The organism is Streptomyces sp. 12E (genome assembly GCF_055633275.1).
Genome location: NZ_JBVNCJ010000001.1, coordinates 6,246,946 through 6,272,662 on the forward strand (window position 1 = coordinate 6,246,946; position 25,717 = coordinate 6,272,662).

31 protein-coding genes are annotated in these 25,717 nt (G+C 73.5%); 24 read left to right on the forward strand and 7 right to left on the reverse strand.

Annotation, left to right across the window (positions count from 1 at the left end; all coding sequences use genetic code 11):
• The first annotated feature begins 192 nt into the window (after positions 1 to 192).
• Genes ACZ8ZB_RS28680 through ACZ8ZB_RS28700 form a run of 5 tightly spaced genes read left to right on the forward strand, consistent with a single transcriptional unit; the run spans position 193 to position 5,816 of the window.
• Positions 193 to 1,026, forward strand: a complete 834-nt coding sequence (locus ACZ8ZB_RS28680) for a M55 family metallopeptidase (RefSeq protein ID WP_470741603.1) — start codon at positions 193 to 195, stop codon at positions 1,024 to 1,026.
• Entirely contained in the window at positions 1,019 to 2,323 is a 1,305-nt protein-coding gene (locus tag ACZ8ZB_RS28685) for a M20/M25/M40 family metallo-hydrolase (RefSeq protein WP_470740516.1), read from the forward strand. Before ACZ8ZB_RS28680 ends, ACZ8ZB_RS28685 begins: the two co-directional genes overlap by 8 nt.
• A 16-nt stretch (positions 2,324 to 2,339) precedes the next feature.
• Positions 2,340 to 4,292 (forward strand): dipeptidyl-peptidase 5, encoded by a 1,953-nt coding sequence (locus ACZ8ZB_RS28690; RefSeq protein WP_470740517.1) that lies wholly within the window; start codon positions 2,340 to 2,342, stop codon positions 4,290 to 4,292.
• Complete coding sequence (locus ACZ8ZB_RS28695) at positions 4,289 to 5,221, forward strand: S66 peptidase family protein (RefSeq protein ID WP_470740518.1); 933 nt, start codon at positions 4,289 to 4,291, stop codon at positions 5,219 to 5,221. Before ACZ8ZB_RS28690 ends, ACZ8ZB_RS28695 begins: the two co-directional genes overlap by 4 nt.
• 40 nt (positions 5,222 to 5,261) lie before the next feature.
• Positions 5,262 to 5,816 carry a GNAT family N-acetyltransferase gene (locus tag ACZ8ZB_RS28700; RefSeq protein WP_470740519.1) on the forward strand — a complete coding sequence of 185 codons (555 nt, stop codon included), beginning with the start codon at positions 5,262 to 5,264 and terminating at the stop codon, positions 5,814 to 5,816.
• 106 nt (positions 5,817 to 5,922) lie between these two features.
• Here ACZ8ZB_RS28700 and ACZ8ZB_RS28705 read toward each other — a convergent pair whose 3' ends face one another.
• Positions 5,923 to 6,270, reverse strand: coding sequence for a VOC family protein (locus tag ACZ8ZB_RS28705; RefSeq protein WP_470740520.1), 348 nt, complete (start codon positions 6,268 to 6,270; stop codon positions 5,923 to 5,925).
• Positions 6,271 to 6,378: 108 nt separating this feature from the next.
• Here ACZ8ZB_RS28705 and ACZ8ZB_RS28710 point away from each other — a divergent pair, with 108 nt between their 5' ends.
• On the forward strand, positions 6,379 to 6,804 hold the full coding sequence (locus tag ACZ8ZB_RS28710; protein ID WP_470740521.1) for a phage holin family protein: 426 nt from the start codon (positions 6,379 to 6,381) through the stop codon (positions 6,802 to 6,804).
• 354 nt (positions 6,805 to 7,158) lie between these two features.
• Here the strand turns inward: ACZ8ZB_RS28710 and ACZ8ZB_RS28715 are convergent, their stop codons facing one another.
• Positions 7,159 to 8,121, reverse strand: a complete 963-nt coding sequence (locus ACZ8ZB_RS28715) for an LLM class F420-dependent oxidoreductase (RefSeq protein ID WP_470740522.1) — start codon at positions 8,119 to 8,121, stop codon at positions 7,159 to 7,161.
• 142 nt (positions 8,122 to 8,263) lie between these two features.
• Here ACZ8ZB_RS28715 and ACZ8ZB_RS28720 point away from each other — a divergent pair, with 142 nt between their 5' ends.
• From ACZ8ZB_RS28720 to ACZ8ZB_RS28780, 13 genes are all read left to right on the forward strand, one after another.
• Positions 8,264 to 9,796: an NAD(P)/FAD-dependent oxidoreductase gene (locus ACZ8ZB_RS28720; protein WP_470740523.1), complete on the forward strand. Its 1,533-nt coding sequence runs from the start codon at positions 8,264 to 8,266 to the stop codon at positions 9,794 to 9,796.
• A complete protein-coding gene (locus tag ACZ8ZB_RS28725; RefSeq protein WP_470740524.1) occupies positions 9,793 to 11,640 on the forward strand; it encodes a transketolase in 1,848 nt (615 codons plus the stop codon). The genes ACZ8ZB_RS28720 and ACZ8ZB_RS28725 overlap by 4 nt, the downstream gene beginning before the upstream one ends.
• Positions 11,637 to 12,563 carry a non-homologous end-joining DNA ligase gene (gene ligD, locus ACZ8ZB_RS28730; RefSeq protein WP_470740525.1) on the forward strand — a complete coding sequence of 309 codons (927 nt, stop codon included), beginning with the start codon at positions 11,637 to 11,639 and terminating at the stop codon, positions 12,561 to 12,563. Before ACZ8ZB_RS28725 ends, ligD begins: the two co-directional genes overlap by 4 nt.
• Before the next feature lie 108 nt (positions 12,564 to 12,671).
• The gene (locus tag ACZ8ZB_RS28735; RefSeq protein ID WP_470740526.1) at positions 12,672 to 13,043 is read left to right on the forward strand and encodes a gas vesicle protein GvpO; all 372 of its coding nucleotides are present in this window, start codon (positions 12,672 to 12,674) and stop codon (positions 13,041 to 13,043) included.
• Positions 13,044 to 13,101: 58 nt separating this feature from the next.
• Positions 13,102 to 13,536, forward strand: a complete 435-nt coding sequence (locus tag ACZ8ZB_RS28740; RefSeq protein WP_030819129.1) for a gas vesicle structural protein GvpA — start codon at positions 13,102 to 13,104, stop codon at positions 13,534 to 13,536.
• Positions 13,533 to 14,306 carry a GvpL/GvpF family gas vesicle protein gene (locus ACZ8ZB_RS28745; protein WP_470740527.1) on the forward strand — a complete coding sequence of 258 codons (774 nt, stop codon included), beginning with the start codon at positions 13,533 to 13,535 and terminating at the stop codon, positions 14,304 to 14,306. The genes ACZ8ZB_RS28740 and ACZ8ZB_RS28745 overlap by 4 nt, the downstream gene beginning before the upstream one ends.
• A gap of 4 nt (positions 14,307 to 14,310) precedes the next feature.
• Positions 14,311 to 14,577: a gas vesicle protein GvpG gene (locus tag ACZ8ZB_RS28750; protein ID WP_470740528.1), complete on the forward strand. Its 267-nt coding sequence runs from the start codon at positions 14,311 to 14,313 to the stop codon at positions 14,575 to 14,577.
• Positions 14,574 to 15,158 (forward strand): DNA primase, encoded by a 585-nt coding sequence (locus ACZ8ZB_RS28755; protein ID WP_470740529.1) that lies wholly within the window; start codon positions 14,574 to 14,576, stop codon positions 15,156 to 15,158. The genes ACZ8ZB_RS28750 and ACZ8ZB_RS28755 overlap by 4 nt, the downstream gene beginning before the upstream one ends.
• Positions 15,158 to 16,378: an SRPBCC family protein gene (locus tag ACZ8ZB_RS28760; RefSeq protein ID WP_470740530.1), complete on the forward strand. Its 1,221-nt coding sequence runs from the start codon at positions 15,158 to 15,160 to the stop codon at positions 16,376 to 16,378. The genes ACZ8ZB_RS28755 and ACZ8ZB_RS28760 overlap by 1 nt, the downstream gene beginning before the upstream one ends.
• Positions 16,375 to 16,716, forward strand: a complete 342-nt coding sequence (locus ACZ8ZB_RS28765; protein WP_073931262.1) for a gas vesicle protein — start codon at positions 16,375 to 16,377, stop codon at positions 16,714 to 16,716. Before ACZ8ZB_RS28760 ends, ACZ8ZB_RS28765 begins: the two co-directional genes overlap by 4 nt.
• Entirely contained in the window at positions 16,713 to 17,492 is a 780-nt protein-coding gene (locus tag ACZ8ZB_RS28770) for a GvpL/GvpF family gas vesicle protein (protein ID WP_470740531.1), read from the forward strand. Before ACZ8ZB_RS28765 ends, ACZ8ZB_RS28770 begins: the two co-directional genes overlap by 4 nt.
• Entirely contained in the window at positions 17,489 to 17,677 is a 189-nt protein-coding gene (locus ACZ8ZB_RS28775; protein WP_371237096.1) for a gas vesicle protein, read from the forward strand. The genes ACZ8ZB_RS28770 and ACZ8ZB_RS28775 overlap by 4 nt, the downstream gene beginning before the upstream one ends.
• A complete protein-coding gene (locus ACZ8ZB_RS28780) occupies positions 17,674 to 17,997 on the forward strand; it encodes a gas vesicle protein K (protein WP_470740532.1) in 324 nt (107 codons plus the stop codon). The genes ACZ8ZB_RS28775 and ACZ8ZB_RS28780 overlap by 4 nt, the downstream gene beginning before the upstream one ends.
• 43 nt (positions 17,998 to 18,040) lie before the next feature.
• Here the strand turns inward: ACZ8ZB_RS28780 and ACZ8ZB_RS28785 are convergent, their stop codons facing one another.
• A complete protein-coding gene (locus ACZ8ZB_RS28785; RefSeq protein WP_470740533.1) occupies positions 18,041 to 18,880 on the reverse strand; it encodes a methyltransferase domain-containing protein in 840 nt (279 codons plus the stop codon).
• 143 nt (positions 18,881 to 19,023) lie between these two features.
• Here ACZ8ZB_RS28785 and ACZ8ZB_RS28790 point away from each other — a divergent pair, with 143 nt between their 5' ends.
• A complete protein-coding gene (locus ACZ8ZB_RS28790) occupies positions 19,024 to 20,643 on the forward strand; it encodes an ABC-F family ATP-binding cassette domain-containing protein (protein WP_470740534.1) in 1,620 nt (539 codons plus the stop codon).
• Between the two features lie 11 nt (positions 20,644 to 20,654).
• On the opposite strand, the gene ACZ8ZB_RS28795 is transcribed toward ACZ8ZB_RS28790, so the two are convergent.
• Complete coding sequence (locus ACZ8ZB_RS28795) at positions 20,655 to 21,767, reverse strand: baeRF2 domain-containing protein (RefSeq protein WP_470740535.1); 1,113 nt, start codon at positions 21,765 to 21,767, stop codon at positions 20,655 to 20,657.
• 62 nt (positions 21,768 to 21,829) lie between these two features.
• Here ACZ8ZB_RS28795 and ACZ8ZB_RS28800 point away from each other — a divergent pair, with 62 nt between their 5' ends.
• Entirely contained in the window at positions 21,830 to 22,117 is a 288-nt protein-coding gene (locus tag ACZ8ZB_RS28800; RefSeq protein WP_470740536.1) for a DUF6158 family protein, read from the forward strand.
• A 12-nt stretch (positions 22,118 to 22,129) separates the two neighbouring features.
• On the opposite strand, the gene ACZ8ZB_RS28805 is transcribed toward ACZ8ZB_RS28800, so the two are convergent.
• The 3 genes from ACZ8ZB_RS28805 to ACZ8ZB_RS28815 all read right to left on the reverse strand — a co-directional run bounded on the left by ACZ8ZB_RS28805 (position 22,130) and on the right by ACZ8ZB_RS28815 (position 23,586).
• Positions 22,130 to 22,675: a type 1 glutamine amidotransferase domain-containing protein gene (locus ACZ8ZB_RS28805; protein WP_470740537.1), complete on the reverse strand. Its 546-nt coding sequence runs from the start codon at positions 22,673 to 22,675 to the stop codon at positions 22,130 to 22,132.
• Between the two features lie 21 nt (positions 22,676 to 22,696).
• On the reverse strand, positions 22,697 to 23,122 hold the full coding sequence (locus ACZ8ZB_RS28810; RefSeq protein ID WP_470740538.1) for a CBS domain-containing protein: 426 nt from the start codon (positions 23,120 to 23,122) through the stop codon (positions 22,697 to 22,699).
• Between the two features lie 71 nt (positions 23,123 to 23,193).
• The gene (locus tag ACZ8ZB_RS28815) at positions 23,194 to 23,586 is read right to left on the reverse strand and encodes a DUF2795 domain-containing protein (RefSeq protein ID WP_470740539.1); all 393 of its coding nucleotides are present in this window, start codon (positions 23,584 to 23,586) and stop codon (positions 23,194 to 23,196) included.
• A 164-nt stretch (positions 23,587 to 23,750) separates the two neighbouring features.
• Here ACZ8ZB_RS28815 and ACZ8ZB_RS28820 point away from each other — a divergent pair, with 164 nt between their 5' ends.
• From ACZ8ZB_RS28820 to ACZ8ZB_RS28830, 3 genes are all read left to right on the forward strand, one after another.
• Positions 23,751 to 23,891, forward strand: coding sequence for a hypothetical protein (locus ACZ8ZB_RS28820; protein WP_470740540.1), 141 nt, complete (start codon positions 23,751 to 23,753; stop codon positions 23,889 to 23,891).
• 149 nt (positions 23,892 to 24,040) lie between these two features.
• Entirely contained in the window at positions 24,041 to 24,838 is a 798-nt protein-coding gene (locus ACZ8ZB_RS28825) for an RNA polymerase sigma factor SigF (RefSeq protein ID WP_470740541.1), read from the forward strand.
• A 137-nt stretch (positions 24,839 to 24,975) separates the two neighbouring features.
• Positions 24,976 to 25,647: a hypothetical protein gene (locus ACZ8ZB_RS28830; RefSeq protein ID WP_470740542.1), complete on the forward strand. Its 672-nt coding sequence runs from the start codon at positions 24,976 to 24,978 to the stop codon at positions 25,645 to 25,647.
• Positions 25,648 to 25,717 lie beyond the last annotated feature (70 nt).

The window sequence follows — 25,717 nt, forward strand, 5'->3', positions numbered from 1 at the left end:
GCCCTGCCCCTGATCGACCTGGGGCGCGGCAACGGCACCCGGACCCGCTTCCTCGCCGACCGCTTCCCGCACGTCGTGGACGAGTCCGCGCAGGGCGACGCCGGAGAGGGGCGAGGAGACCTCCGTCGCCGGTCCGGTGAGGAATATCCACAGGCTGGCCGGGATCCGGCGGAACCACGTAGCGTGTGCCGCATGAAGATCCTCATCAGCGCCGACATGGAGGGCGCCACCGGTGTCACCTGGCCGGCCGACGTGCTGCCGGGGACTCCCCAGTGGGAGCGGTGCCGGTCCATGTTCACCTCGGACGTCAACGCCGCCGTGCAGGGATTCTTCGCCGGCGGCGCCGACGAGGTGCTGATCAACGAGGCGCACTGGACCATGCGCAACCTGCTGCTCGAGCAGCTGGACGAGCGGGCGCAGATGCTCACCGGGCGGCACAAGGCGCTGTCCATGGTCGAGGGCGTGCAGCACGGCGACGTGGACGGCATCGCGTTCATCGGCTACCACGCCGGCGCCGGCATGGAGGGCGTGCTCGCGCACACCTTCCTCGCCAACTCCATCACCGGGGTCTGGGTCAACGACGTACGGGCCAGCGAGGGCCTGCTCAACGCGCACGTGGTCGCCGAGTACGGGGTGCCGGTGATCCTGGTGACCGGTGACGACGTCGCCTGCGAGGACGCGCTCGGCTACGCGCCCGAGGCGCTGAAGGTCGCCGTCAAGGACCATGTGTCCCGGTACGCGGCGGTGTGCCGCACCCCGGTCCGCACGGCCGCCGACATCCGCGCGGCCGCCGAGGAGGCGGTCGCGCTGGCGGTGCGCCGGGAGCCGGTCGACGCCGGGCCGTTCACCGTCGCGGTGGAGTTCGACGCCGAGCACCTGGCGATGGCCGCCACCGTCGTGCCGGGCGTGACCCGCACCGGCGAGCGGAAGGTGGCGTACACCAGCGGGACCATGTACGACGGGATCCGCACCTTCAAGGCGGTCACCACGATCGCCTCGGCCGCGGTGGAGGAGCAGTATGGCTGACGAGCGGGCCCTCGACGAGGTCGTGACGTTCACGTCCGACCTGATCAGGATCGACACGACCAACAGGGGCGGGGGGGACTGCAGGGAGCGGCCCGCCGCCGAGTACGCCGCCGCGCGGCTCGCCGAGGCGGGGCTCGAGCCGGTGCTCCTGGAGCGCGCGCCGGGCCGCACCAACGTCGTCGCCCGACTGGAGGGCACCGACCCGTCGGCCGACGCGCTGCTCGTCCACGGGCATCTGGACGTCGTCCCGGCCGAGGCCGCCGACTGGAGCGTGCACCCGTTCTCCGGTGAGGTCCGCGACGGGGTCGTCTGGGGCCGCGGCGCGGTCGACATGAAGAACATGGACGCGATGATCCTCGCCGTGGTGCGGGCCTGGGCGCGCGAGGGCGTGCGGCCCCGGCGGGACGTCGTCGTCGCGTTCACCGCCGACGAGGAGGCCAGCGCCGAGGACGGCTCCGGATTCCTCGCCGACCGGCACGCCCACCTCTTCGAGGGCTGCACCGAAGGCGTCAGCGAGTCGGGCGCGTTCACCTTCCACGACGGCGAAGGGCGGCAGTTCTACCCGATCGCGGCCGGCGAGCGCGGCACGGCCTGGATGAGGCTCACCGCGCGCGGCCGGGCCGGGCACGGCTCCAAGGTCAACGGGGAGAACGCGGTGACCCGTCTGGCCGCCGCCGTCACCCGCATCGGCGAGTACCAGTGGCCGCTGCGGCTCACCCCGACCGTGCGGGCCGCGCTCACCGAGATCGCCGCGGTGTACGGCATCGACACGGACCTGACGGACGTGGAAGCCCTGCTGGACAAGCTCGGCACGGCGGGCAGACTCGTCGAGGCCACCGTCCGCAACAGCGCCAACCCGACGATGCTGAACGCCGGCTACAAGGTCAACGTGATTCCGGGGGAGGCCGTGGCGCACGTGGACGGACGGTATCTGTCGGGCGCCGAGGACGAGTTCCGCGCGACCATGGACCGGCTCACCGGGCCGGACGTCGACTGGGAGTTCGAGCACCACGAGGTGGCGCTCCAGGCGCCGCTGGACTCGCCGACGTACGCCCGGATGCGGGCCGCCGTCCAGGAGTTCGCGCCCGAGGGGCACGTGGTGCCGTACTGCATGTCGGGCGGCACGGACGCCAAGCAGTTCTCCCGGCTGGGCATCACCGGCTACGGATTCGCGCCGCTGAAGCTGCCGGAGGGCTTCGACTACCAGGCTCTCTTCCACGGGGTGGACGAGCGCGTCCCGGTCGAGGCGCTCCACTTCGGCGTCCGCGTCCTCGACCGGTTCCTGCGGACGGCCTGAGCGAGTGGGGGAGACGGTGCGGACCCTGGCGTACGGCGAATGGCCCTCGCCCATCGACGCGGCCACGGCGGCGGCCCACGACGGCAGCCCCGAGTTCGTGGGTTTCGTCGGCGAGGAGGTGTGGTGGACCGAGCCCCGGCCCGCCGAGGCCGGCCGGCGCGGCCTGGTGCGGCGGCACGCCGACGGCACCGAGGAGTCCGTCCTGCCCGCGCCGTGGAACGTGCGGAGCCGGGTCATCGAGTACGGCGGCCGGCCCTGGGCCGGCACCGTGCGCGGCGGTGTCCCGCTCGTGGTGTTCGTGAACTTCGCCGACCAGCGCCTCTACCGGTACGAGCCGGGCGGCGAGCCCCGCCCGCTCACCCCCGTGTCCCCGGTCGGGCAGGGGCTGCGCTGGGCCGAGCCGGTGCTGCTGCCGGAGCGCGGCGAGGTGTGGTGCGTGCTGGAGGAGTTCACCGGCGACGGCCCCGGCGACGTGCGCCGGGTCCTGGCCGCCGTGCCGCTGGACGGCTCCGCCGCCGGCGACCGGGGTGCCGTGCGGGAACTGAGCGACGGCCGGCACCGGTTCGTCACCGGGCCGCGCCTCGCGCCGGACGGACGGCGCGCCGCCTGGCTCGGCTGGGACCACCCGCGCATGCCGTGGGACGGCACCGAACTGCTCGTCGCCGACGTCGCCGCCGACGGCACCCTGCGCGACGCCCGTACGGTGGCCGGCGGACCCGAGGAGTCCGTCGCCCAGGTCGACTGGACCCCCGACGGCCGGCTGCTGTACGCGAGCGACCGCACCGGCTGGTGGAACCTCTACCGGGACGGGACGCCGGTCTGCCCGCGCGAGGAGGAGTTCGGCGGACCGCTGTGGAAGCTGGGCCTGCGCTGGTTCGCGCCGCTGGAGGGCGGTCTGGTCGCCGTCCTGCACGGCCGGGGCGCACCCGTGCTGGGCGTGCTCGACCCCGAGACCTGCGAGGTCGTCGACGCCGCCGGCCCGTGGAGCGAGTTCGCGCCCACCCTCGCGGCACACGGCGAGCGGGTCGTCGCCGTCGGGGCCGGACCGCGCGGCTCCCACGAGGTGGTGGAGCTGGACACCAGGACGGGGCGGGCCCGTGTGATCGGCGCCGCCCACGAGGACGCCGTGGACCCCGCGTACTACCCCGAGTCGCAGGCCCGCACGTTCACCGGACCGGACGGCCGCGAGATCCACGCCCACGTCCATCCCCCGCACCACCCCGGTCACACCGGCCCCGCGGACGAACTGCCCCCGTACGTGATCTGGGCGCACGGCGGTCCCACCGGCCGGGCGCCGCTCGTGCTCGACCTGGAGATCGCCTACTTCACCTCGCGCGGCATCGGCGTCGCCGAGGTCAACTACGGCGGCTCCACCGGATACGGGCGGGAGTACCGCAACCGGCTGCACGGCCAGTGGGGCGTGGTCGACGTCGAGGACTGCGCCGCCGTCGCGCTGGCCCTCGCCGACGAGGGCACCGCCGACCGCGACCGGCTCGCCGTCCGCGGCGGCAGCGCCGGCGGCTGGACCGCCGCCGCCTCGCTCACCACGACCGACGTCTACGCCTGCGGCACCATCAGCTACCCCGTGCTCGACCTCGCCGGCTGGGGCACGGGGGGGACCCACGACTTCGAGTCCCAGTACCTGGAGAGCCTGATCGGCCCGCGCGCCGAGGTGCCCGGTAGGTACACCGAACGCTCGCCCGTCACGCACGCCGACCGGCTCACCGTGCCGTTCCTGATGCTCCAGGGACTGGACGACGTGATCTGCCCGCCGGCGCAGTGCGAGCGCTTCCTGGCCCGGCTGGCCGGCCGCGGCGTGCCGCACGCCTACCTCGCCTTCGAGGGCGAGGGGCACGGCTTCCGGCGGGCGGAGACCATGGTGCGCGCCCTGGAGGCGGAGCTGTCCCTGTACGCCCAGGTGTTCGGCATGGAACCACCCGGCGTGCCGGCCCTGGAGCTGGGCACGTGAGCCGGGTCGAGCCGCTGCGCCGGCCGGCCCGCCTGGCTCCCGGCGCCCGGGTGGCCGTGGTCGCGCCCAGCGGTCCGGTGCCCGAGGAGCGGCTCCAGGCCGGGCTCGACGTGCTGCGCGGCTGGGACCTCGACCCCGTGGTGGGCCGCCACGTCCCGGACCGGCACGGCGAGTTCGGCTACCTCGCGGGCGGCGACGCCGACCGGGCCGCCGACCTGCAGTCCGCCTGGTGCGACCCGGCCGTCGACGCGGTGATCTGCGCCCGCGGCGGCTACGGCGTACAGCGCATGGTCGACCTGCTCGACTGGGAGGCGATGCGGGCCGCGGGCCCGAAGGTGTTCGTCGGGTTCAGCGACATCACCGCGCTGCACGAGGCGTTCGCGGTCCGGCTCGGCCTCGTCACCCTGCACGGTCCGATGGCCGCCGGCGCCGACTTCGTGAAGAGCGCGCGGGCGCAGGACCACCTCAGGGCCACGCTGTTCTCCCCCGAGACGGTCCGCACCGTCCGCTCCGACGGCACCGCGCTCGTCCCGGGGCGGGCGCGCGGAGTCACCCTCGGCGGTTGCCTCTGCCTGCTCGCCGCCGAGCTGGGCACCGCGCACGCCAGACCCTCCGCGCGCGGCGGACTGCTGTGCCTGGAGGACGTGGGGGAGGAGACGTACCGCCTCGACCGCTACCTCACCCAACTGCTGCGGTCCGGCTGGCTGGACGGGGTCCGCGGACTGCTGCTCGGCTCCTGGGCCCGCTGCGAGCCGTACGACGGGGTGCGGGCGCTGCTCGCCGACCGGCTCGGCGGCCTCGGGGTGCCGGTGGCCGAGCAGTTCGGATTCGGGCACTGCGACGACGCGCTCACCGTCCCGTTCGGCGTCACGGCGGAACTCGACGCCGACGCGGGCACGCTGACCCTGGACGAACCGGCGCTGAGCTGACGGGCCCGCGCCGCGCGCGGGCCCGTCGTAGGGTGGCAGGGTGCCGCACACCGCTTCCCGCTACCTCGCCGAGGGCCACCGCGTGGGGATCCGCCACTTCACTCGGGCGGACGGAGCCGAATTCACCGCCCGCGCCCGGGAGAGCAAGGACCTCCACCACCCCTGGCTGTTCCCGCCGGACAGCCGGGGCGAGTACGCCGCGTACGCGGGGCGGCTGATCGCGGACCCCACCAAGGCGGGTTTCCTGGTCTGCGAGAAGGGGGCGGACGGCGCCCTCGCCGGGTTCATCAACATCAACAACATCGTCGAGGGCGGCTTCCTGTGCGGTGCGCTGGGCTACGGCGCCTTCGCGCACGCGGCCGGGCGCGGGTTGATGCGGGAGGGCCTGGACCTCGTGGTGCGGTACGCCTTCGGCCCGATGCGGCTGCACCGTCTGGAGATCAACGTACAGCCCGGCAACGCGGCCTCCATCGCCCTCGCCCGCGCCTGCGGGTTCCGCCTGGAGGGCTTCTCGCCGAAGATGCTCTTCATCGACGGCGCCTGGCGCGACCATCAACGCTGGGCGCTCACCAGCGAGATGACGAAGGGGCGTTGACGTCCGGCCCGCCGCGTGCGGACCCCGCTCACGCGGTCGCCGGCCGGGCGGGCCGCCGCCGGACCGGTACGGCTCCCGGACGCGGCCCACGCCGTGACCGGCCGCGTCAGGAGCGGCGGTCCGCGTACTCGTAGACCGCCCCGTCCGGGTGCCGTGCGATGAGGTTGCGGCCCACGGGCGTGGGGAGCGGGCCCGCCAGGATGTCGGCTCCCATCTCCGCGAGCACCTGCCGGGTCTCCTCGACGTCCTTGACCGCGAGGGTCGCCGCGACCCTGCGCAGCACGTCCAGTTCGGCCGGGGGACCGCTCATCAGCAGGAAGCAGCCGACCGCGGCGACCTGCACGCCGCCCCGTTCGAACCGGAGGGCCCTGCCGCCCGCCAGCCGCTCGTAGAAGGGGATGGCGGTCTCGATGTCGTCGACGCAGACGCGCAGTGTGGCACCCAGAATCTCCATGGGGACGAGCCTAGTTGGGGCGACGCCGGCCCGGCGCCCGGCGCAGGCGGTCTTCACGCTCCGTGCCCGCGGGCGTTACGCGCCCGCGGGCACGGGTACCCGACGCTCATGCAGCGCTTGGAGCATCCGGACAAGCACCTGGTCGACGAGCTGGCGCGGGTGGCCCGCGAAGCCGTGCGCGACGAACTGCGCGAACAGGCGCGGGGACAGCGCCGCAGGGCCGCCCTGTACGCCGGATCCGGGGCCGCCGCCCTGTACGCGGGCGCGGCCGTGTCACTGGCCGTGGGTCTCGCCCTCGACCTGGTCCTGCCGGACTGGGCCGCCGCACTGATCACGGCCGTGGTCCTGGGCGCGCTGGCCTACGCCTTGCGCGGCGCGGCCCGGCCCACGGCGTCCGCGACCCTTCCCGCGCAGGCCGCCGCGCCCGCCGGCCGGTCGGTTCCCGTCCCGCCGGCGCCGTCCGCGCCCCCCACCGCCGGTGTCGTGCCGCCGCGGCCGGAATCCGACCCCGACACGCCCCACCGCCGGGCCTGACCCGCTGCGGGAAGCGGAGCGGGCCGCCCGGCCCGCCCTGTGCCGCGCAACGCCTCGCGTCCGCGGCGCCGGGCCCTGACCGATGTCCCGGGGTGAGGCCGGACGCGCCTCCCGTGGGGTCCGGGGCGCCGTCGAGGACTTCCCGGCACGCCCCTCGGCAGCCGCACCGGCGGAAGCTCCGGCGGCAGCACCCCGAAGTCCCACAGCGCGATGCCCGGCGCGTCCTGCGCGCTCCCGCCCTCCACGAGCAGCACGGGCCCCCGCCCGGGAAGCCGCCGACCGGCGGCGCCTCGGCGGTCACCGCCGTCGTGGAGTCCCGGGCCGGCACGGTTCCACGGCCCGGGTCCTCCCGGCTCAGGCGGTCCGCTGGAGCTGCGGCAGCACCTTGGTGCGGTAGAAGTCGAAGAAGCCGCGCAGGTCGGGGCCGATCTGGTTGACGTAGATCCGGTCGAAGCCCGCGTCGGCGAACCGCCGGAGCTCGGCGACGTGCTCGTCCACGTCGTCGCCGCACACCCGGTTCTGCCGCACCATGTCCTCGGTGACCAGGGTCTGCGCCTGCTCGAAGTGCTTCGGCGACGGCAGTACCTGACCCAGTTCGCCGGGCAGCTGCTCGTTCGCCCACAGCCGGTGCACGGTGCGCACGCACTCGTCACGGTCGGTGCCGTAACAGACCTTGGTGCCGCCGCTGACCGGCTTCCCGCCGCCCCCGCCCTTGCGGTACTGCTCCACCATCGAGGCGTCCGGCATCATCGTGATGTAGCCGTCGCCGACCCGGGCGGCGAGCTTGGTGGCCGCCGGGCCGAAGCCCGATATGTCGATCGGGACGGGCTCGTCCGGCACGGTGTACAGCCGGGCGTTCTCCACCGTGTAGTGCGTGCCGTGGTGGTTGACCTCCTCGCCGGTGAACAGCCGGCGCATCACCTGGATCGCCTCCTCCAGCATCTCCAGGCGCACGTGCGCGGGCGGCCAGGGGTCCCCGAGGATGTGCTCGTTCAGCGCCTCGCCGGTGCCCACGCCGAACCGGAACTCCCCCGGTGACATGACCGCGGCCGTGGCCGCCGCCTGCGCCACCACCGCGGGGTGCGTCCGCACGGTCGGGCAGGTCACCGCCGTCCCCACCGGCAGGGACACCGCCTCGGACAGCGCGCCGATCACCGACCACACGAACGGGCTCTGCCCCTGTTCGTCGTTCCACGGGTGGTAGTGGTCGGAGATCCACAGGGCCTGGAATCCGGCCTGCTCGGCCATCCGCGCCTGCTCGATCAGCTCTGCGGGGCCGTACTGCTCGCACGAGAGGAAATAGCCGTACTCGGGCATGGGGGGCGCCTCCGCGACGTGGGCGTTCGGGTCCCGGGCCGGGTACCCGGGGGGCCGGGCGGAAACCGGCCGGACGTTTGGCGGACCCCGCCGGGGGGACGCGGAAGTCTCCCGACGTACGCGACAGCGCCGGAGGCGAACCGTGAGTCGACCCCGCATTGTGATCGTCGGTGCCGGCTTCGCCGGGTACCGCACGGCCCGGACCCTGTCCCGGCTGGCCAGGGGGCGCGCCGAGATCGTCCTGCTCAACCCCACCGACTACTTCCTGTACCTGCCCCTGCTGCCCCAGGTCGCCGCCGGCGTCCTGGAGCCGCGCCGGGTCACCGTCTCCCTCTCCGGCACGCTGCCGCACGTGAAGCTGGTGCTGGGGGGGTCCGACCGCATCGACCTCGACGCACGACAGGTGCACTACACCGGCCCCGAGGGCGAGAGCGGCACCCTCGACTACGACCGGCTGGTCCTCGCGGCCGGCAGCGTCAACAAGCTGCTGCCGATCCCCGGGGTCGCCGAGCACGCCCACGGCTTCCGCGGCCTGCCCGAAGCCCTGTACCTGCGCGACCACGTCACCCGCCAGGTGGAACTCGCCGCCGCCACCGACGATGCCGAGAAGTGCGCCTCCCGCTGCACCTTCGTCGTGGTCGGCGCCGGCTACACCGGCACCGAAGTCGCCGCGCACGGGCAGCTGTTCACCGACGCGCAGGTCGCCAGGCACCCCATGCGGACCGGGCTGCGGCCGCGCTGGATGCTGCTGGACATCGCCGACCGGGTCCTGCCCGAGCTGGACGAACGGCTCTCCCGCACGGCCGACGCGGTCCTGCGCGAACGGGGCGTGGACGTACGGATGGGCACCTCCGTGAAGGAGGCCACGCACGACGGAGTGCTGCTGACGGACGGGGAGTTCGTCGACACCCGCACCCTGGTGTGGTGCGTGGGCGTGCGTCCCGACCCGCTCGCCGAATCCCTCGGACTGCCCATGGAACGCGGCCGGCTGCTCGTCGACCCGCACCTGCAGGTGCCGGGCCGGCCCGAGGTGTTCGCCTGCGGGGACGCCGCCGCCGTGCCCGACCTGGAGAAGCCCGGCTCGTACACCCCGATGACCGCGCAGCACGCCTGGCGGCAGGGCAAGGTGTGCGCGCACAACGTCGCCGCGTCGTTCGGCGACGGCGAGCGACGCGCCTACCGGCACAAGGACATGGGGTTCGTGGTGGACCTGGGCGGCGTCAAGGCCGCCGCCAACCCGCTCGGCGTGAACCTGTCCGGGCCGGTGGCGGGCGCGGTCACCCGCGGCTACCACCTCGCGGCGATGCCGGGGAACCGGGTCCGGGTGGCCGCCGACTGGCTTCTGGACGCCGTGCTGCCGCGCCAGGCCGTCCAGTTGGGGCTCGTCCGGTCCTGGTCGGTGCCGCTGGACACGGCGTCGCCGGAACTGCCGCGGGTACCGGGCGATCAGGGGCGGCCGGGTTCGGAGCCTGCGAAGGAGCGGTCCGGCGGTGAGCCGGCGAGGAGCCAGCCGGGCGGTGAGCCCGCGAAGGGCCAGCCGGGCGGTGAGCCCGCGAAGGGCCAGCCCGGGGACCGGCCCGCCGTCGCTCCGCCCCCCGACCAGCCGCCGCCCGGTCCCGGCGTCGCGCCCGGCCCCGTCAAGCGAACCGACCGCCCCACCGAAGGAGACTCATGAACACCGGTGAACTCGTCGAGCTCGGCCAGCAGTTGCGGGTGGACAGCGTCCGCGCCGCGGCCGCCGCGGGCTCCGGGCACCCCACGTCGTCGATGTCCGCGGCGGACCTGACGGCCGTGCTGTTCGCCCGCCACTTCCGCTACGACTTCGACCGCCCCGACCACCCGGCCAACGACCGCTTCGTCCTCTCCAAGGGGCACGCCTCACCCTTGATGTACGCCCTTTACAAGGCGGTCGGCGCCATCGACGACGAGGAACTGCTCACCTTCCGCGAGAACGGCAGCCGCCTCGAAGGCCACCCCACCCCGCGCCGGCTGCCCTGGGTCGAGACGGCCACCGGCTCCCTCGGCCAGGGCCTCCCGGTCGGCGTCGGCATCGCGCTGGCGGGGAAGCGGCCGGCCCGCGCCGACCACCGCGTGTGGGTGCTGTGCGGTGACAGCGAACTGGCCGAGGGCTCCGTCTGGGAGGCGGCCGAGCAGGCCGCCTACGAGCACCTGGACAACCTCACGGCGATCGTGGACGTCAACCGGCTCGGGCAGCGCGGCCCCACCCGGCACGGCCACGACCTGGACGCCTACGCCCGCCGCTTCCAGGCCTTCGGCTGGCACACCGTCGAAGTGGACGGCCACGACGTGGACGCCGTCGACCGCGCCTACGGAGAGGCCCTGTCCACCAAGGGCCAGCCCACCGCGATCCTCGCCCGCACCCTCAAGGGCAAGGGCGTCGAGGCGGTCCAGGACCGCGAGGGCCTGCACGGCAAACCGCTGCCCGAGGCCGAGGAGGCCATCGCCGAGCTCGGCGGCCCCCGCGACCTGCGCATCCGGGTGGCGCAGCCGCCCGCCGACGGAACGCCGCCCGCCCCGCACACCGGCCGGCTGGAACTGCCGCGCTGGGACAAGGGCGAGGAGGTGGCCACCCGGAACGCCTTCGGCGAGGCGCTGACCGCCCTCGGCACCGCGCGCGGCGACGTCGTCGTCCTCGACGGGGAGGTCGGCGACTCCACCCGCGCGGAGGCCTTCGCCAAGGAGCACCCCGAGCGTTACGTCGAGTGCTACATCGCCGAGCAGCAGATGGTCGCCGCGGCGGTCGGCATGGCGACCCGCGGCCGCGTGCCGTACGCCGCCACCTTCGCGGCCTTCCTCACCCGCGCCCACGACTTCATCCGCATGGCGTCGGTCAGCGGCTCCGGGATCAACCTCGTCGGCTCGCACGCGGGCGTCGCCATCGGCCAGGACGGTCCCAGCCAGATGGGCCTGGAGGACCTGGCGATGATGCGGGCGGTGCACGGCTCGACCGTGCTGTACCCGTGCGACGCCAACCAGACCGCACGGCTGGTCGCCGCGATGGCCGACCTGGACGGCATCCGCTACCTGCGCACCTCGCGTGGTGCGGGCCCGGTGATCTACGGCCCCGACGAGGAGTTCCCGGTCGGCGGCAGCAAGGTGCTGCGCTCCTCCGGCCGCGACCGGCTCACCCTCGTCGCGGCGGGCGTCACCGTGCCCGAGGCGCTGGCCGCCGCGGAGGCCCTGGCGGAGGAGGACATCGCCGTACGGGTGATCGACCTGTACTCGGTGAAGCCGGTCGACCGGGAGACGCTGCACACGGCCGCCGAGGAGACCGGCTGCCTGATGACGGTGGAGGACCACCACCCGGAGGGCGGCCTCGGGGACGCGGTCGCGGAGGCCTTCGCCGACGGGCGTCCGGTACCGCGCCTGGTACGGCTGGGCGTGCGCACCATGCCGGGGTCGGCCTCCCCGGACGAGCAGCTGCACGCCGCCGGGATCGACGCCGAGTCGATCGCGGCGGCCGGCCGGCTGCTGGTGGGGGAGGCGGTCGTCTCGTGAGCGACGACGGGTCGCGCACCGTACGGGCCGGCCGTCGCCGGGTGGAGATCCACCGGCCGGGGAAGGTGCTCTTCCCCGGCGACGGGGACACCGGGGAGTACACCAAGGACGACCTCGTCGACTACCACCGGGCCGTCGCCCCGTTCATGCTGCCGCACCTGCGGGGCCGCCCGCTGATGCTGGACCGGCGCCCGGACGGCATCGACGGCCCGGCGTTCATGCAGAAGAACACCCCGGACGGCTATCCGGACTGGATCACCCGGGCCGAGGTCGCCAAGGAGGGCGGCACCGTCACGCACACCGTGTGCGACGACACCGCCACCCTCCTCCACCTCGTCGACCAGGCGGTCATCACCCTGCACCGGTGGCTGTCCCGCACCGGCCGGATCGACCGGCCGGACCGGCTGGTCTTCGACCTCGACCCCTCCGGCGACGACTTCGAGGCGGTGCGGAAGGCCGCCCGGCTGCTGGGGGAGCTGCTCGACGAGCTGGACCTGCCCTCGGCGCTGATGACCACCGGGTCCCGGGGACTGCACGTGATCGTGCCGCTGACCGGTGACCACGACTTCGACGACGTACGCGCCTTCGCCCGCGAGGTCGCCGACACCCTCGCCGCCGCCCACCCCGACCGGCTCACCACCGCCGCCCGCAAGAAGGACCGCGGCGACCGGCTCTACCTCGACGTGCAGCGCAACGCCTACGCGCAGACCGCCGTGGCCCCCTGCACCGTCCGCGCCCTGCCCGGCGCTCCCGTCGCCACGCCCGTCTCCTGGGACCAGCTGGACGATCCGGGCCTGCACGCCCGTCGCTGGACCGTCGCCGACGCCGTCGAGCAGGTCCGCACCGACCCGTGGTCGGACCTGCCGCGCCGGGGACGCGTCCTGGGCCCCGCCCGCCGCCGGCTGGCGGCCCTGCGGGGCTGAACGGCGCTCGCACCCCTTCGACCGGGCACGATGCCCGGCCGTGGAGATCGGCCGGGCGCACGGAGGTTTGGCGAACACACTTGCGGCCACACGAAGGGGGAGGTGGCCATGTCGAACACGAAAAACACCGAAGAGTCACAGGATTCACAGGAAACCCAGGACTCACAGGAAACCCACAAGTCGACGGAGAACAGCACAAGCGCCAAACGGCCGGGTCCGATGGAGGTGCTGCGCCAGGCGCGCGGCCAGCTCGCGGAGCTCACCGGGATGGAAGCCGAGTCCGTGTCGTCCTTCGAGCAGACGGAGGAGGGCTGGGCGCTCGAGGTCGAGGTCCTCGAACTCGAGCGGGTGCCCGACACGATGAGCCTGATGGCGAGTTACCAGGTCGAGCTGGACCGGGACGGGCAGCTCACCGGCTACCGGCGGGTCCGCCGCTACGAGCGGGGACGCGCCGACGCGCGCAGGTCCGGCGGCCACTAGGCCGCCCGGCCGGACCCACAACCACACCCACACTCACGGACAAGAAGGGATAGCCGGAATGACAGTCGTACCGGCACAGCAGACCGGCGGTGGAGGCGGCAGCAGCGGCCTCTACGACGTGCTCGAGCTCGTCCTGGACAGGGGGCTCGTCATCGACGCCTTCGTGCGCGTGTCCTTGGTCGGCATCGAGATTCTCAAGATTGACGTCCGTGTCGTCGTCGCGAGCGTCGACACCTATCTCCGCTTCGCCGAGGCGTGCAACCGCCTCGACCTGGAGGCCGGGCCCCGCAAGAGCCCGGGGCTGCCCGAGATCGTCGGGGAGGTCACCGAGTCCGGCGCCCGCGGCAAGTCGAAGGGGGCGCTGTCCGGCGCCGCCGACACCATCTCCGACGCCTTCAAGCAGGCGCGCGAGGGTGGATCCGAGCGTGAGACCGAGTCGCGTCCGCGCACCCGCAAGAGCACCGCCGCCCGTCGCAAGGAGGAGCAGGAGTGAGCACGTACGTCTACGGCATCACGGCGGCGTCGCACCCGTCACTGCCCGAGGGCATGGGCGGCGTCGGTGATCCGTCGCGCCCGGTGCGCATTCTGCGGGCGGGAGAACTGGCGGCCGTCGTCAGCGACGCGCCCGAGGGGCTGCGTCCCAAGCGCAGGGAACTGCTCGCCCATCAGAACGTGCTCAGCGAGATCGGCGCGGCCGGGTGCGTGCTGCCCATGCGCTTCGGGAGCGTCGCCCCGGACGACGACTCCGTCACCGGCGTCCTCGCCGAGCGCGCCGAGCACTACCTGGAGCGGCTGCGCGCGCTGGACGGCCGGGTCGAGTACAACGTCAAGGCCAACCACGTGGAGGACGCCGTCCTGCACCACGTGATGGCCGGAAATCCGGAGATCCGCGGTCTCGCGGAGGCCAACCGCAAGTCCGGTGGCGGTAGTTACGAGGACAAGATCCGGCTCGGCGAGATGGTCGCCGCGGCGGTCAAGGCCAAGGAGTCCGAGGACGGCGCCGCGCTGGAGAGCGCGCTGGAAGGGGTGGCCGACGCCGTCAGCGTGGGCCCCGAGTCCACGGGCTGGCTCGCCAACGTCTCCTACCTGGTGAAGCGGGAGACGGCGGAGGAATTCCTGTCCGCGGTGGAGCGGGTCCGCAAGGACATGCCCCACCTCGAGGTGCGTCTGAACGGCCCGCTGCCGCCGTACAGCTTCGTCGAGCCCGGCCCGGCCGAGCCGGCGGGCACCGCGGCCGGCGGAACGGACACCGAAGTGGGGTGAGGACATGGGCCTGATCTCGGAGGTGCTGCTGCTGCCGTTCGCGCCGGTACGCGGCAGCGGCTGGGCCATCAGGCAGGTGCTGAAGGAAGCGGAACGCATCTACTACGACCCCGCCACGATCCGTGCCGAACTGGCCCGGCTGGAGGAGCGGCTGGAAGCCGGGGAGATCAGCGAGGAGGAGTTCGACCGTCAGGAGGACGAACTCCTCGACCGGCTGGAGACCGCGACGCGCACGGGCGCGGGTGCGGGGGATGGGACGGCAGGACAGTGAATCGAACGGGACTGGGCCTCGCGATCGGGGCCGGATATCTCCTCGGACGGACCAAGAAGCTGAAGATGGCACTCGCCGTCGGCGGCTTGGTGGCGGGCAAGAAGCTGAACCTCAGCCCGCGCATGGTCGCCGACCTGGTGTCCCAGCAACTGCGGGACAATCCGCAGTTCAAGGAGATCGGCGACCAGCTCCGCGGTGAGCTGCGGGGCGTCGGCAAGGCCGCTTCCGGCGCGCTGGTCGAGCGGCAGCTCGACTCCCTCGCCGGCCGGCTGCACGGCCGTACCGCCGACATGCGCGACCGGCTGGCGGGCCGGGGTCCGAAGGACGACGCCGACGGGGAGGACGCCGAGGACGCCGAGGCGGCCGAGGCGGAGGACCGGGAGGCGCCGGACGAGGACGAGCCGGCCCCCGAGCGGCCGGCCAAGAAGGCGGCGGCCAAGAAGGCGCCGGGGAAGAAGGCCGCCTCCGCGAAGAAGACGGCGGCGAAGAAGACGGCCCCCGCGAGGAAGACGGCGGCGAAGAAGACCGCCGCCGCGGCCCGCGGCGCCCGCTCCCGCACCGCGAAGGGAGGCGGTGAGTGATGGCCGAGACCCTCGGAAGGGCCGGCTCCGCCGCACGGAACGGCGCGTCGAAGAACCCGCTCGCCGACGTGGCCCACAGCGAGGCCGCCGACCGGCTCAAGGCCGAACTGCAGGACTACCTCGCGGCCCAGGCCACCCGGCTGCTGACCGGCCTCGGCCACAAGCTCGGCGAGACCACGAACAAGCTCAACGACATCGCCGAGGGCAACAGCCCGGGCTTCGCCAAGCTCGCCCTCGACGGCGGCCGCAAGATCGCGGAGGGCAAGGGCCCGCTGCGCAGCGCCGTCGAACTCGGAGCCTCACGGGCCAAGGACAACGTGATGGGCGCGCTGAAGGGGCTGGGCGGAGGCAAGGACAAGGGCAAGCGCAAGAAGTCCGCCGGCCAGAAGCCCACCGTCATCATGGAGTACATCGATGTCGGGGTCCCGCTGCGCACGGCGTACGACCAGTGGACCCAGTACCAGGACTTCAGCACCTTCGCCAAGGGCGTCAAGAGCGCCAACAAGTCCGACGAGACCACCTCGGACTGGCAGGCGAAGATCTGGTGGTCCAACCGCAGCTGGAAGGCGAAGACCACCGAGCAGGTCCCCGACGACCGCATCGCCTGGTCCTCGGAGGGCGCCAAGGGCACGACGAGAGGCGTCGTCTCCTTCCACCGTCTCGCCGACAACCTCACCCGGGTCCTGCTGGTCATCGAGTACTACCCCTCGGGCCTCTTCGAGAAGACGGGCAACATCTGGCGCGCCCAGGGCCGCCGCGCCCGGCTCGACCTGAAGAACTTCGCCCGCTTCATCACCCTCAAGGGCGAGGCCCAGGACGGCTGGCGGGGCGAGATCCGCGACGGCGAGGTCGTCCGCAGCCACGAGGACGCCCTCGCCGAGGAGGAAGACGAGGGCCCCTCCGAGGAGGAGAACGAGGCTCCCTCGGACGAGGCCGAGGAGGAGCCCGAGGACGAGTACGAGGCCGAGGAAGAGCCCGAGGACGAGTACGAGGCCGAGGACGAAGCCGGCACGGAACCCGAGGAGGAGTACGAGCCGGAGTCCGAGGAGGAAGGAGCCGAGGGGACCGAGGACGAAGGAGCCGAGGAAACCGAAGAGCCCGAGGGGTCCGAGGACGGGTACGAGGAGGACGAGTACCCGGAGGACGAGTACCCGGAGGACGAGGACGAGGCTGAGTACGAGGACGAGGACGAGCAGCCCGAAGGCCGGAGCCGCCGATGACGACCCCCAGCCGGCTTCCCGAGCCGTACGGCCAGGGCAGCGGCGCCAATCTCGCCGACATCCTGGAAAGGGTGCTCGACAAGGGCGTCGTGATCGCGGGTGACATCCGCATCAACCTGCTGGACATCGAACTCCTCACCATCAAACTGCGGCTCGTCGTCGCCTCCGTCGACAAGGCGAAGGAGATGGGGATCGACTGGTGGGAGTCCGACCCGGCGCTGTCCTCGCGCGCCCGGCGCGACGAACTGGCCAGGGAGAACGCGGAGTTGCGTGAACGGCTGGCCCGGCTGGAGGAACTGGGGCTGGAGCCCCGCCGCGCACAGGAGGAGGGTCCGTGACCGGACTGCGGTACGTCTACGCGGTCTGCCGCCCCTACGGCACACCGCTCCAGGCACAGCTGACCGGGGTCGGAGGCGATCCGCCCCGGCCGCTGCCCCACCACGGTCTGGTGGCGGTCGTCAGCCACGTGCCCGAGGCGGACTTCGCCGAGGAACCGCTGCGCGCGCACCTGGAGGACCTCGACTGGCTGACCGCGGTCGCCCGCGCCCACCAGGGCGTGATCGACGCGCTCACCACCGTCACGACCCCGCTGCCGCTGCGGCTCGGCACCGTGTTCCGCGACGACAGCGGCGTACGGACCATGATGGAGGAGCGCGAGGAGAGCTTCCTGCGCGTCCTGGACCGGCTGGAGGGCCGGGTCGAGTGGGGCGTCAAGGTCTACGTCGAGCCGGACCGGACGCCGGAGGCCTCCGCCGCGCCCGTGCCGAAACCGGCGTCCGGCCGGGAGTACCTGCGTCAGCGGCGCATGCGGACGAAGTCGCAGGACGATCTGTGGCAACGGGCCGAGGCGTTCGCGACCCGGCTGCACGAGACCCTCTCCGGGGCCGCCGAGGACTCCCGGCTGCACGCACCGCAGAATCCCGCGCTCTCCGGCGCCTCCGGGCGCAACGTGCTCAACGCCGCCTACCTGGTGCCCCGCACGGAGTCCGAGGAGTTCGTGGAGAAGGTGGACCGCACCAAGGACGGCGAGCCCGGAATACGGGTCGAGCTCACCGGTCCGTGGGCGGCCTACTCGTTCGCCGGTGAGGAGAGCGCCGGGGAGGAGGGCCCGTGACCGTCGTCGAACGCCGCGAGATAGCCCTGGTGGACCTGCTCGATCGGCTGCTGGCCGGCGGGGTCGTCATCAAGGGGGACATCACGCTGCGCATCGCGGACGTCGACCTGGTCCGCATCGACCTCAACGCGCTCATCAGCTCCGTGAACGCGCGGGTCCCCTCGCCCTTCGAGGACTCGCCGTGACGGCCGCGCCCGACGGCGAGCGGCACGTCGAGCCGCACGACAGCCGCCGCAGGAGCCTGGACCTGGAGCCGGACACGGTCGAACGCGACCTGATCAAGCTGGTGCTCACCGTCGTGGAACTGCTGCGCCAGCTCATGGAGCGGCAGGCGGTGCGCCGGTTCGACGAGGGGGACCTGAGCGAGGAGCAGGAGGAGCGGATCGGGCTCACCCTCATGCTGCTCGAGGACCGCATGGCGGAACTGCGGAACCGCTACGGACTGCGGCCCGAGGACCTGAACCTGGACCTCGGACCGCTCGGACCGCTGCTTCCCCGGGACTGACCCCGGGACCGGTCCCCGGGGACCGGTCCCGGGGACCCCGCCGTCACCTCACCGGCGTGGTCCGCGCCTCCACGCGGCAGAGGACCTCCCCGTGCAGCACGCTGAACCAGCCGTCGTCCCGGGCGCCCCATTCCCGCCACGCCCCGGCCACGTCCCGCAGCCGCTGCCGGGTGGCGTGGCCGCCGTCGACCGCCCGCCGGGCATAGGCCGACGCCACCGTGCGGTCCGCCCACAGGCCGCTCCACCAGGCCCGCTCCCCGGCGGTCGAGAAGGTCCAGGTGCCCGAGGTCGCGGTGACGTCCGTGAAGCCCGCGGCGAGCGCCCAGGACTTCAGCCGCCGTCCGGCGTCCGGCTCGCCCCCGTTGGCCCGGGCCACCCGCCGGTAGAGGCCGAGCCAGTCGTCCATGCCCGCCGACGGGGGGTACCAGGTCATCGCCGCGTAGTCCGAGTCCCGTACGGCGACGAACCCGCCCGGCCTGGTCACCCGCCGCATCTCGCGCAGCGCCCCCACCGGATCGCCCACGTGCTGGAGCACCTGATGGGCGTGGACCACGCAGAACGTGTCGTCCGGGAAGTCCAGCGCGTGCACGTCCCCCACCAGGAAGTCGGTGTTCGCCAGCCCCCGCTCGCCGGCCGCCGCCCGGGCCCGCTCCAGGATCCCCGGATCCCGGTCGAGACCGGTGACGTGCCCGTCGGGGACGAGCCCCGCCAGGTCGGCGGTGACGGTGCCGGGCCCGCACCCGACGTCGAGGATCCGCATGCGGGGCTCGAGGACCCCGAGGAGGTACGCCGCCGAGTTCTCGGCGGTCCGCCAGGTGTGCGAGCGCAGCACCGATTCGTGGTGGCCGTGCGTGTAGACGGCGGTCTCCCGCGTTTCCGGCATGACGAGCCCACCCCTTCCACTCTCGTAGGAGGGCGCTCACGCTACGCCCCCCGGCCGCATCGTGAGATATGCGTCTCGCATTCTGGTACAGCCTTGCCGGAAACCGTTTGCCGCCTGCGCCGACGACCCCGCACAATCCCGTCATGGGTCATCTGGAAGCCGCGCACCTCGAGTACCACCTCCCCGACGGGAGGGCGCTGCTGGGCGATGTCTCCTTCCGGGTGGGGGAGGGGGCCGTCGTGGCCCTCGTCGGCCCCAACGGCGCGGGCAAGACCACCCTGCTGCGCCTCCTCTCCGGCGAGCTGAAGCCGCACGGCGGTTCCGTCACCGTCACCGGCGGCCTCGGCGTCATGCGCCAGTTCGTCGGCTCCGTACGGGACGGGACGACCGTGCGCGACCTGCTGGTCTCCGTGGCGCAGCCCAGGATCCGCGAGGCCGCCCGCGCCGTCGACGCCGCAGAGCACGCGATCATGACGGTCGACGACGAGGCCGCCCAGCTGGCGTACGCGCAGGCCCTCGCCGACTGGGCCGAGGCGCGCGGGTACGAGGCCGAGACGCTGTGGGACATCTGCACCACGGCCGCGCTGGGCGTGCCGTACGAGAAGGCGCAGTGGCGCGAGGTCCGCACCCTCTCCGGGGGCGAACAGAAGCGCCTGGTCCTCGAGGCGCTGCTGCGCGGCGCCGACGAGGTGCTGCTGCTCGACGAGCCGGACAACTACCTCGACGTGCCCGGCAAGCGCTGGCTGGAGGAACGGCTCGCCGAGACCCGCAAGACCGTCCTCTTCGTCTCCCACGACCGCGAACTCCTCGCCCGCGCCGCCCAGAAGATCGTCTCCCTGGAACCGGGTCCCGCGGGCGCCGACGCATGGGTGCACGGCGGCGGCTTCGCCACCTTCCACCAGGCCCGGCGGGAACGCTTCGCCCGCTTCGAGGAACTGCGCCGCCGCTGGGACGAGAAGCACGCCCAGCTGAAGAAGCTGGTCCTGACGCTGCGTCAGGCCGCCGAGAACAGCCCGGACATGGCGTCCCGCTACCGCGCCGCCCAGACCAGGCTGCGCAAGTTCGAGGAGGCGGGACCGCCGCCGGAGCCCCCGCGCGAGCAGGACATCAGGATGCGCCTCAAGGGCGGCCGCACCGGAGTGCGCGCCGTCACCTGTGAGCGGCTCGAACTCACCGGTCTGATGAAACCCTTCGACCTGGAGGTCTTCTACGGCGAACGGGTCGCGGTGCTCGGCTCCAACGGCTCCGGCAAGTCCCACTTCCTGCGCCTGCTCGCCGGCGACGACGTGGCCCACACCGGGAACTGGAGACTCGGCGCGCGCGTGCTGCCAGGCCACTTCGCGCAGACCCACGCCCACCCCGAACTGCTGGGCCGCACCCTCCTGGACATCCTGTGGGCCGAACACTCCCAGGACCGGGGCGCCGCCATGTCACGCCTGCGCCGGTACGAACTGACCCAGCAGGCCGAGCAGACCTTCGACCGCCTCTCCGGCGGCCAGCAGGCCCGCTTCCAGATCCTGCTCCTGGAACTCCAGGGCGTCACGGCCCTGCTCCTCGACGAGCCCACCGACAACCTCGACCTGGAATCGGCCGAAGCCCTCCAGGAAGGCCTGGAGGGCTTCGAGGGCACGGTCCTCGCCGTCACCCACGACCGCTGGTTCGCCCGTTCCTTCGACCGCTTCCTGGTCTTCGGCAGCGACGGCCGTGTCAGGGAGACCTCCGAACCGGTCTGGGACGAACGCCGGGTGGAGCGAGTGCGCTAGGGGACCGCGGGTCACTTCCAGCGCAGCAGCGCGCCCAGTCCGCCGGTCGGCGCGTCGTCCCGCGCGGCCGGGGCGGCGGCCACCGACAGCGCGGGCGCGTCCGTCGCGACCGCGGACCGGATCAGCGCGTCGTCCGCCCGCGCCGCCCAGGAGTTCTGCTCGCCGAGCACCTTCAGGTCCGTACGCCGCACCGCCAGCTGGTCCGGATCCTCACCGATCCACACCTCGCGGTGCGCGTCGGCCGAGTCCGGCCGGATCAGCAGCTCGTCGATCCGGTGCTCGCGCGCGGCCTCGACCAGCGCCGGCACGCCCTCCACGGCGCCCGTGCGGCCCTCGTCGTCGGGGCTGCGGGCGGCGAGGAACCGCTCCAGCTCCGCCGCGGCCCGGTCCCGGACGTGATCCGCGCGGATCCGCTCCACGTCCTCGTCGAGCAGCCTGCTGCCGGCCCCGTGCGAGGCCTCGACCACCAGGCCGTGCAGCCGCTGCGGCAGCCGTTCCCGCACGGAGCGCTGCTCACGGTCGTCACCGACGAGGATCAGCAGATCGGCGCCGGTCTCCTCGTGGCAGACGGCGAGCGCGTCGGCGATCTCCGCGGCGTTGTGCTCCCAGGTGTTCTCCACCCGCAGCTGGAAATGGCGCTCCGACCAGTCGACGGAACCGGTCCGGTGCAGCGGCCACTGCCGCCCGGTGACACCGCCGACGTCGTCCCGGCCGAGCGCGCTGCGCAGCTCGAAGTCCGCGCCCCTGCGGTCGACGTAGGCGACGATGCACACCGGGTCCTCGCCGGCCAGCTCCAGCAGGGGCGCGACCCTGGGCAGCGGCGCCCACTCGGCCCGGTCGCGCTGCGGGGACCGGGCCAGCGGCGGGTCGAGCACCACCTCGCCGTCCCGGGCGAACAGCGCGCGGCCGTGCGGTTCGCTGGAGTGCCGCAGATCCTCCAGCGCCCGGCGCACCGCCCGGCAGGTCGCCTCGTCCGCCCCCTGTTCGGCCAGCTCGCCGGCCAGCGCCTGGGCCTTCAGCCGTCGTTCCTGGGGGGTGTGCTCCGTGTGCCGGGAGGTGTCGACGTAGACGGAGGCCCAGGGGCCGGGACGTTCGTAGAGTGGATGCAGGAAAGCGAGTTCCATGGCTCCCTCCCGGTTGCCGTTCGGGGTAGTGCTTGTGCCGGCCGGGCGGGTACCCGGACCACATGAACGCACACGACGAGCGGGGTGCCACGATGACCGGAGTCGAGCCGGACCGCCTGGACGACCAGCAGCTCATGAAGGAGCTGGAGACCATCCACCGCACGCGCCACGACACACTGCTGTACGGCTCCAACGGCGCGCTGCGCGCCCACAACGAGCGGATGGCGCAGCTGGAGGGCGAGTACCTGCGCCGCAACCCGCACCGCCCGGTGGCCCCCGGCCGCACACGCGAAGGCGCCCGGGAACGGGGCGCCGCGGACACCGCGACACCCACGACCCCGGGCACCTGACCGGCCTTCGGCCTACGAGTCCGTCTCCGCCTCGAACACCTTCAGGTAGGTCTCGCAGAAGGCCTCGAGGTCGTCCGGCTTGCGGCTGGTGACCAGCTTGTTCGACCCGTGGTCGCACACCTTCACCTGCTCGTCGACCCAGGTGGCGCCGGCGTTGCGGAGGTCCGTCCGCAGGCTGGGCCAGCTGGTCAGCACCCGGCCGCGGACCACGTCGGCCTCGACCAGGGTCCAGGGGGCGTGGCAGATCGCGGCGACCGGCCGGCCCTGTTCGAAGAAGTCCCGCACGAACGCGACGGCCTTGTCGTCCATGCGCAGGAAGTCGGGGTTGGCCACCCCGCCCGGCAGCACCAGCCCGCCGAAGGAGTCCGCGGACGTCTCGCCGACGACCTCCTGCACGGGGAAGGTGTCCGCCTTGTCGAGATGGTCGAACGCCTGGATCTTCCCCGGACTCGTCGACACGAGCACGGGTTCGTGACCGGCGTCCACGGCCGCCTGCCACGGCTCGGTCAGTTCCACCTGCTCCACGCCCTCGGGCGCGGTCAGGAATGCGATGCGCATGATGCCCTCACGTCCTTTCGTTCAGTTGTTCCCGTCCGGCCGCGCACGGCTGATGTCGGCCGACGCCGAGCCGGACTCCCGTGCCTCGGCCAGGTCGCCGAGGCTCACAAGGCCGACCGGCAGACCGCCCTCGACCACCGGGATCCGGCGGACCGCGTGCTCACGCATCAGGGCGACGGCTGAGGACACCGGATCGTCCGGGGCGAGCGTCAACGGGTCCGGCGTGCACACCGATCCCACGCTCACCCCGAGCGGGTCCGCGCCCCGGGCGACCGCGCGGACGGTGATGTCGCGGTCGGTGAGCACGCCGACGACCCGCTGTCCGTCGGCCACCACCACGTCTCCGATGTTCTGGGTGCGCATCAGCTGCGCCGCCTCGACGATCGAGGCGTCCGGGCGCACGGCGACCACGCCCGGGGTCATCACGTCCTTGACGGACTCGGCCATGACCGGGGCCCTCCCTCCGATCCCGGCCGCCGGGGCGCCGAGGGCCGGCCTCGGCGCCCCGGCGGCCCGGCTCACGCGGTCTCCGTCTGCCGGGCCCGGGTCAGCGCCTCGGCCAGCTCCTGGACGCTGCCGTAGCGGTCCTTGTGCGGCAGCCGCTCCAACGCCTCGATGAGCGCGTCGGGCGCGTACCGCCGGTCCAGGGCGCGCGTCAACTCGCGCGGTCCCGCGGGGAACGCCCCGCGGCCCAGGATCCTGGCCAGTTCCAGCCGCACCGACTCCAGTGACGTCGGACCGCGGCCCGGCGTCACCGGGCCGCGCGCGACCTCGGGGTCGTCGTCGGCGAACGGCTCCGGGTCGTGCCACTCCTCGGTGCGGGTGGGGTGCCCGGACCGCAGCAGACCCTGCAGTTCGTGCTTCATCTCGTCGTCGCGGTGGACGCTGAGCCGGTCGCTGCCTCGCTGCATGTCTCCCTCCAGATCCTTCGGGGTCCGCACCGCGTACCCGAGGAGCGGAGGGCGACACGGGGTTCGTGCGCCGGATCGCCGCGGCCCGGGGTTTGGCCGCCGGAGAGCGGGAGACCCGCACCCGCACCCGCACGCCCCCACGCGCCTCCCGGAAAGGACAGGCCATGGCGGTGCTCGCCGTGCTCATCCCGCCCCTCATGCTCGGCGCGATCCTGATGCTGGGCCGCTACGAGGATTTCGTGCTGCCGCCCGCACCGCCCGAGGCAGACCCGGCCGAAGCCCCGCTGGGGAGTTTGGGGCGGTGAAACGGGGGCAGGCGCAGCCCCAGTGCTTCGGACAGGAGGCACGTCCGTGGAGGCGGTGTCGCGCCGCTCCGGGCGTACCCGCTCCCGCCGGTGCGCTCGCCACGGTGACCGTCCGTACCCGAGCACCCCCGAGGGAGCTGCGACGCGCCATGCCGATCCGAGCGACCGCGAAACACCCGCACGACGACGCCCCCGACACCGCGGACGCCTTCCGCAGGCTCGCCGCACTGCCTCCCGGGCCGGAGCGGGACGCGCTCCGCGACGAGATCGTCGAGGCCTGGCTGCCCATGGCCGGTCGCCTCGCCGGACGCTTCCGCAGCCGCGGCGAGAACTACGACGACCTGTACCAGGTGGCCGCGCTCGGCCTGGTCAAGGCCGTCGACCGGTACGACCCCGAACTCGGCAACGCGTTCGAGAGCTACGCCGTGCCGACCGTCACCGGCGAGATCAAGCGGCACTTCCGCGATCACATGTGGGCCCTGCACGTACCGCGCCGGGTCCAGGAGCTGCGCAACCGCGTCCGGCACGCTTCCCAGGACCTGTCCCGGACCACCCCCGGCCGCCGGGCGACCGTGGCCGAGATCGCCGAGCACACCGGTCTGAGCGAGGAGGAGGTCCGGACCGGACAGGAGGCGCTGGAGAGCTTCGCCGCGCTGTCCCTGGACGCCGAACTGCCCGGCAGCGACGACGGCTACTCGCTGGGCGACGCGCTCGGCGCGCCCGACCCGGCGCTGGACACCGTGGTCGACCGCGAGGCCGTCAAGGAACGGCTGGCCGCGCTGCCCGAGCGGGAGCGGACCATCCTCTACATGCGGTTCTTCGGCGACATGACGCAGCGCAGCATCGCCGAGGAGCTGGGCATCTCGCAGATGCACGTCTCCCGCCTGATCAGCCGCTGCTGCGGCCGGGTGCGGGAGCAGGTCATGCGGGACGACGACGAGACGTAGCGGTCCTTCACCCGCACGGGCGAGCCCGGTCCCGCCAATGGTGTCCGGCGGCGGGCGGCGCGGCGGTGACGGGGCTGTGATGGCTGTGGGGCGTGACCGCACGCCGTGCCCCGCCGTCGCTCGAAGGAGCCCGCACCATGCGCCGCACCGCCCGTGCCCTGTCCCTCGCCACCGTCACCGGTGCCGCCCTCGTGGCGCTCGCACCGGCCGTGTTCGCGGGCACCTCTCTGGACGAGGAGGCCTCCTGGGGCACCGCCTCCCACACCCCATGCCCGGAACCGGAGGAAGGCGCGTGGGAGGCGGACGCCCTCGAACCCGCCGGGCCGGAGGCGGCCGCACCGAAGCGCGCGGCCCCGGACGGACCCGACGCCGAATCCGACGCCGGCCTCGGTCCCGAGGGCCTCGAGGGTTTCGAGGGGCTCGAGGCGGAGATCCCCGCCCCCGGGGAACCCGGGGAACTCAAGGGCCCCGAGGACTCCGAGGACTCCGAGGACTCCGAGGACTCCGAGGAAAGCGACCCCGAGGAGAGCGACCCCGCCGAACCCGGGGCCGTCGGACCGAAGGCCCTGAAGCCCGGGCCCACCGCATACGAGCCCTCCGCGTACAGACCGCCCGCCCCCGAGCCCACCGGGCCGAAAACCACCCCCTGCGCCAGTGCCCCCGCGTACCAGGGCGTCCACGCGGGCGGGGGTGGCGCCTTCACCGACTCCGTGCCCGCGCTGGTCGCCGGCGGGCTGCTGATCGCGGGCGCGCTCGCCGCCGCCGCGCACCGTGTGCACCGGGACCGGACCACCGGCACGGACGGTTGACGTCGGACGCCCGCGCCGTGCGCGGCGCGCCCCGCCCCGGCACCCATGGCACGCGGCACGCTGGGTACTG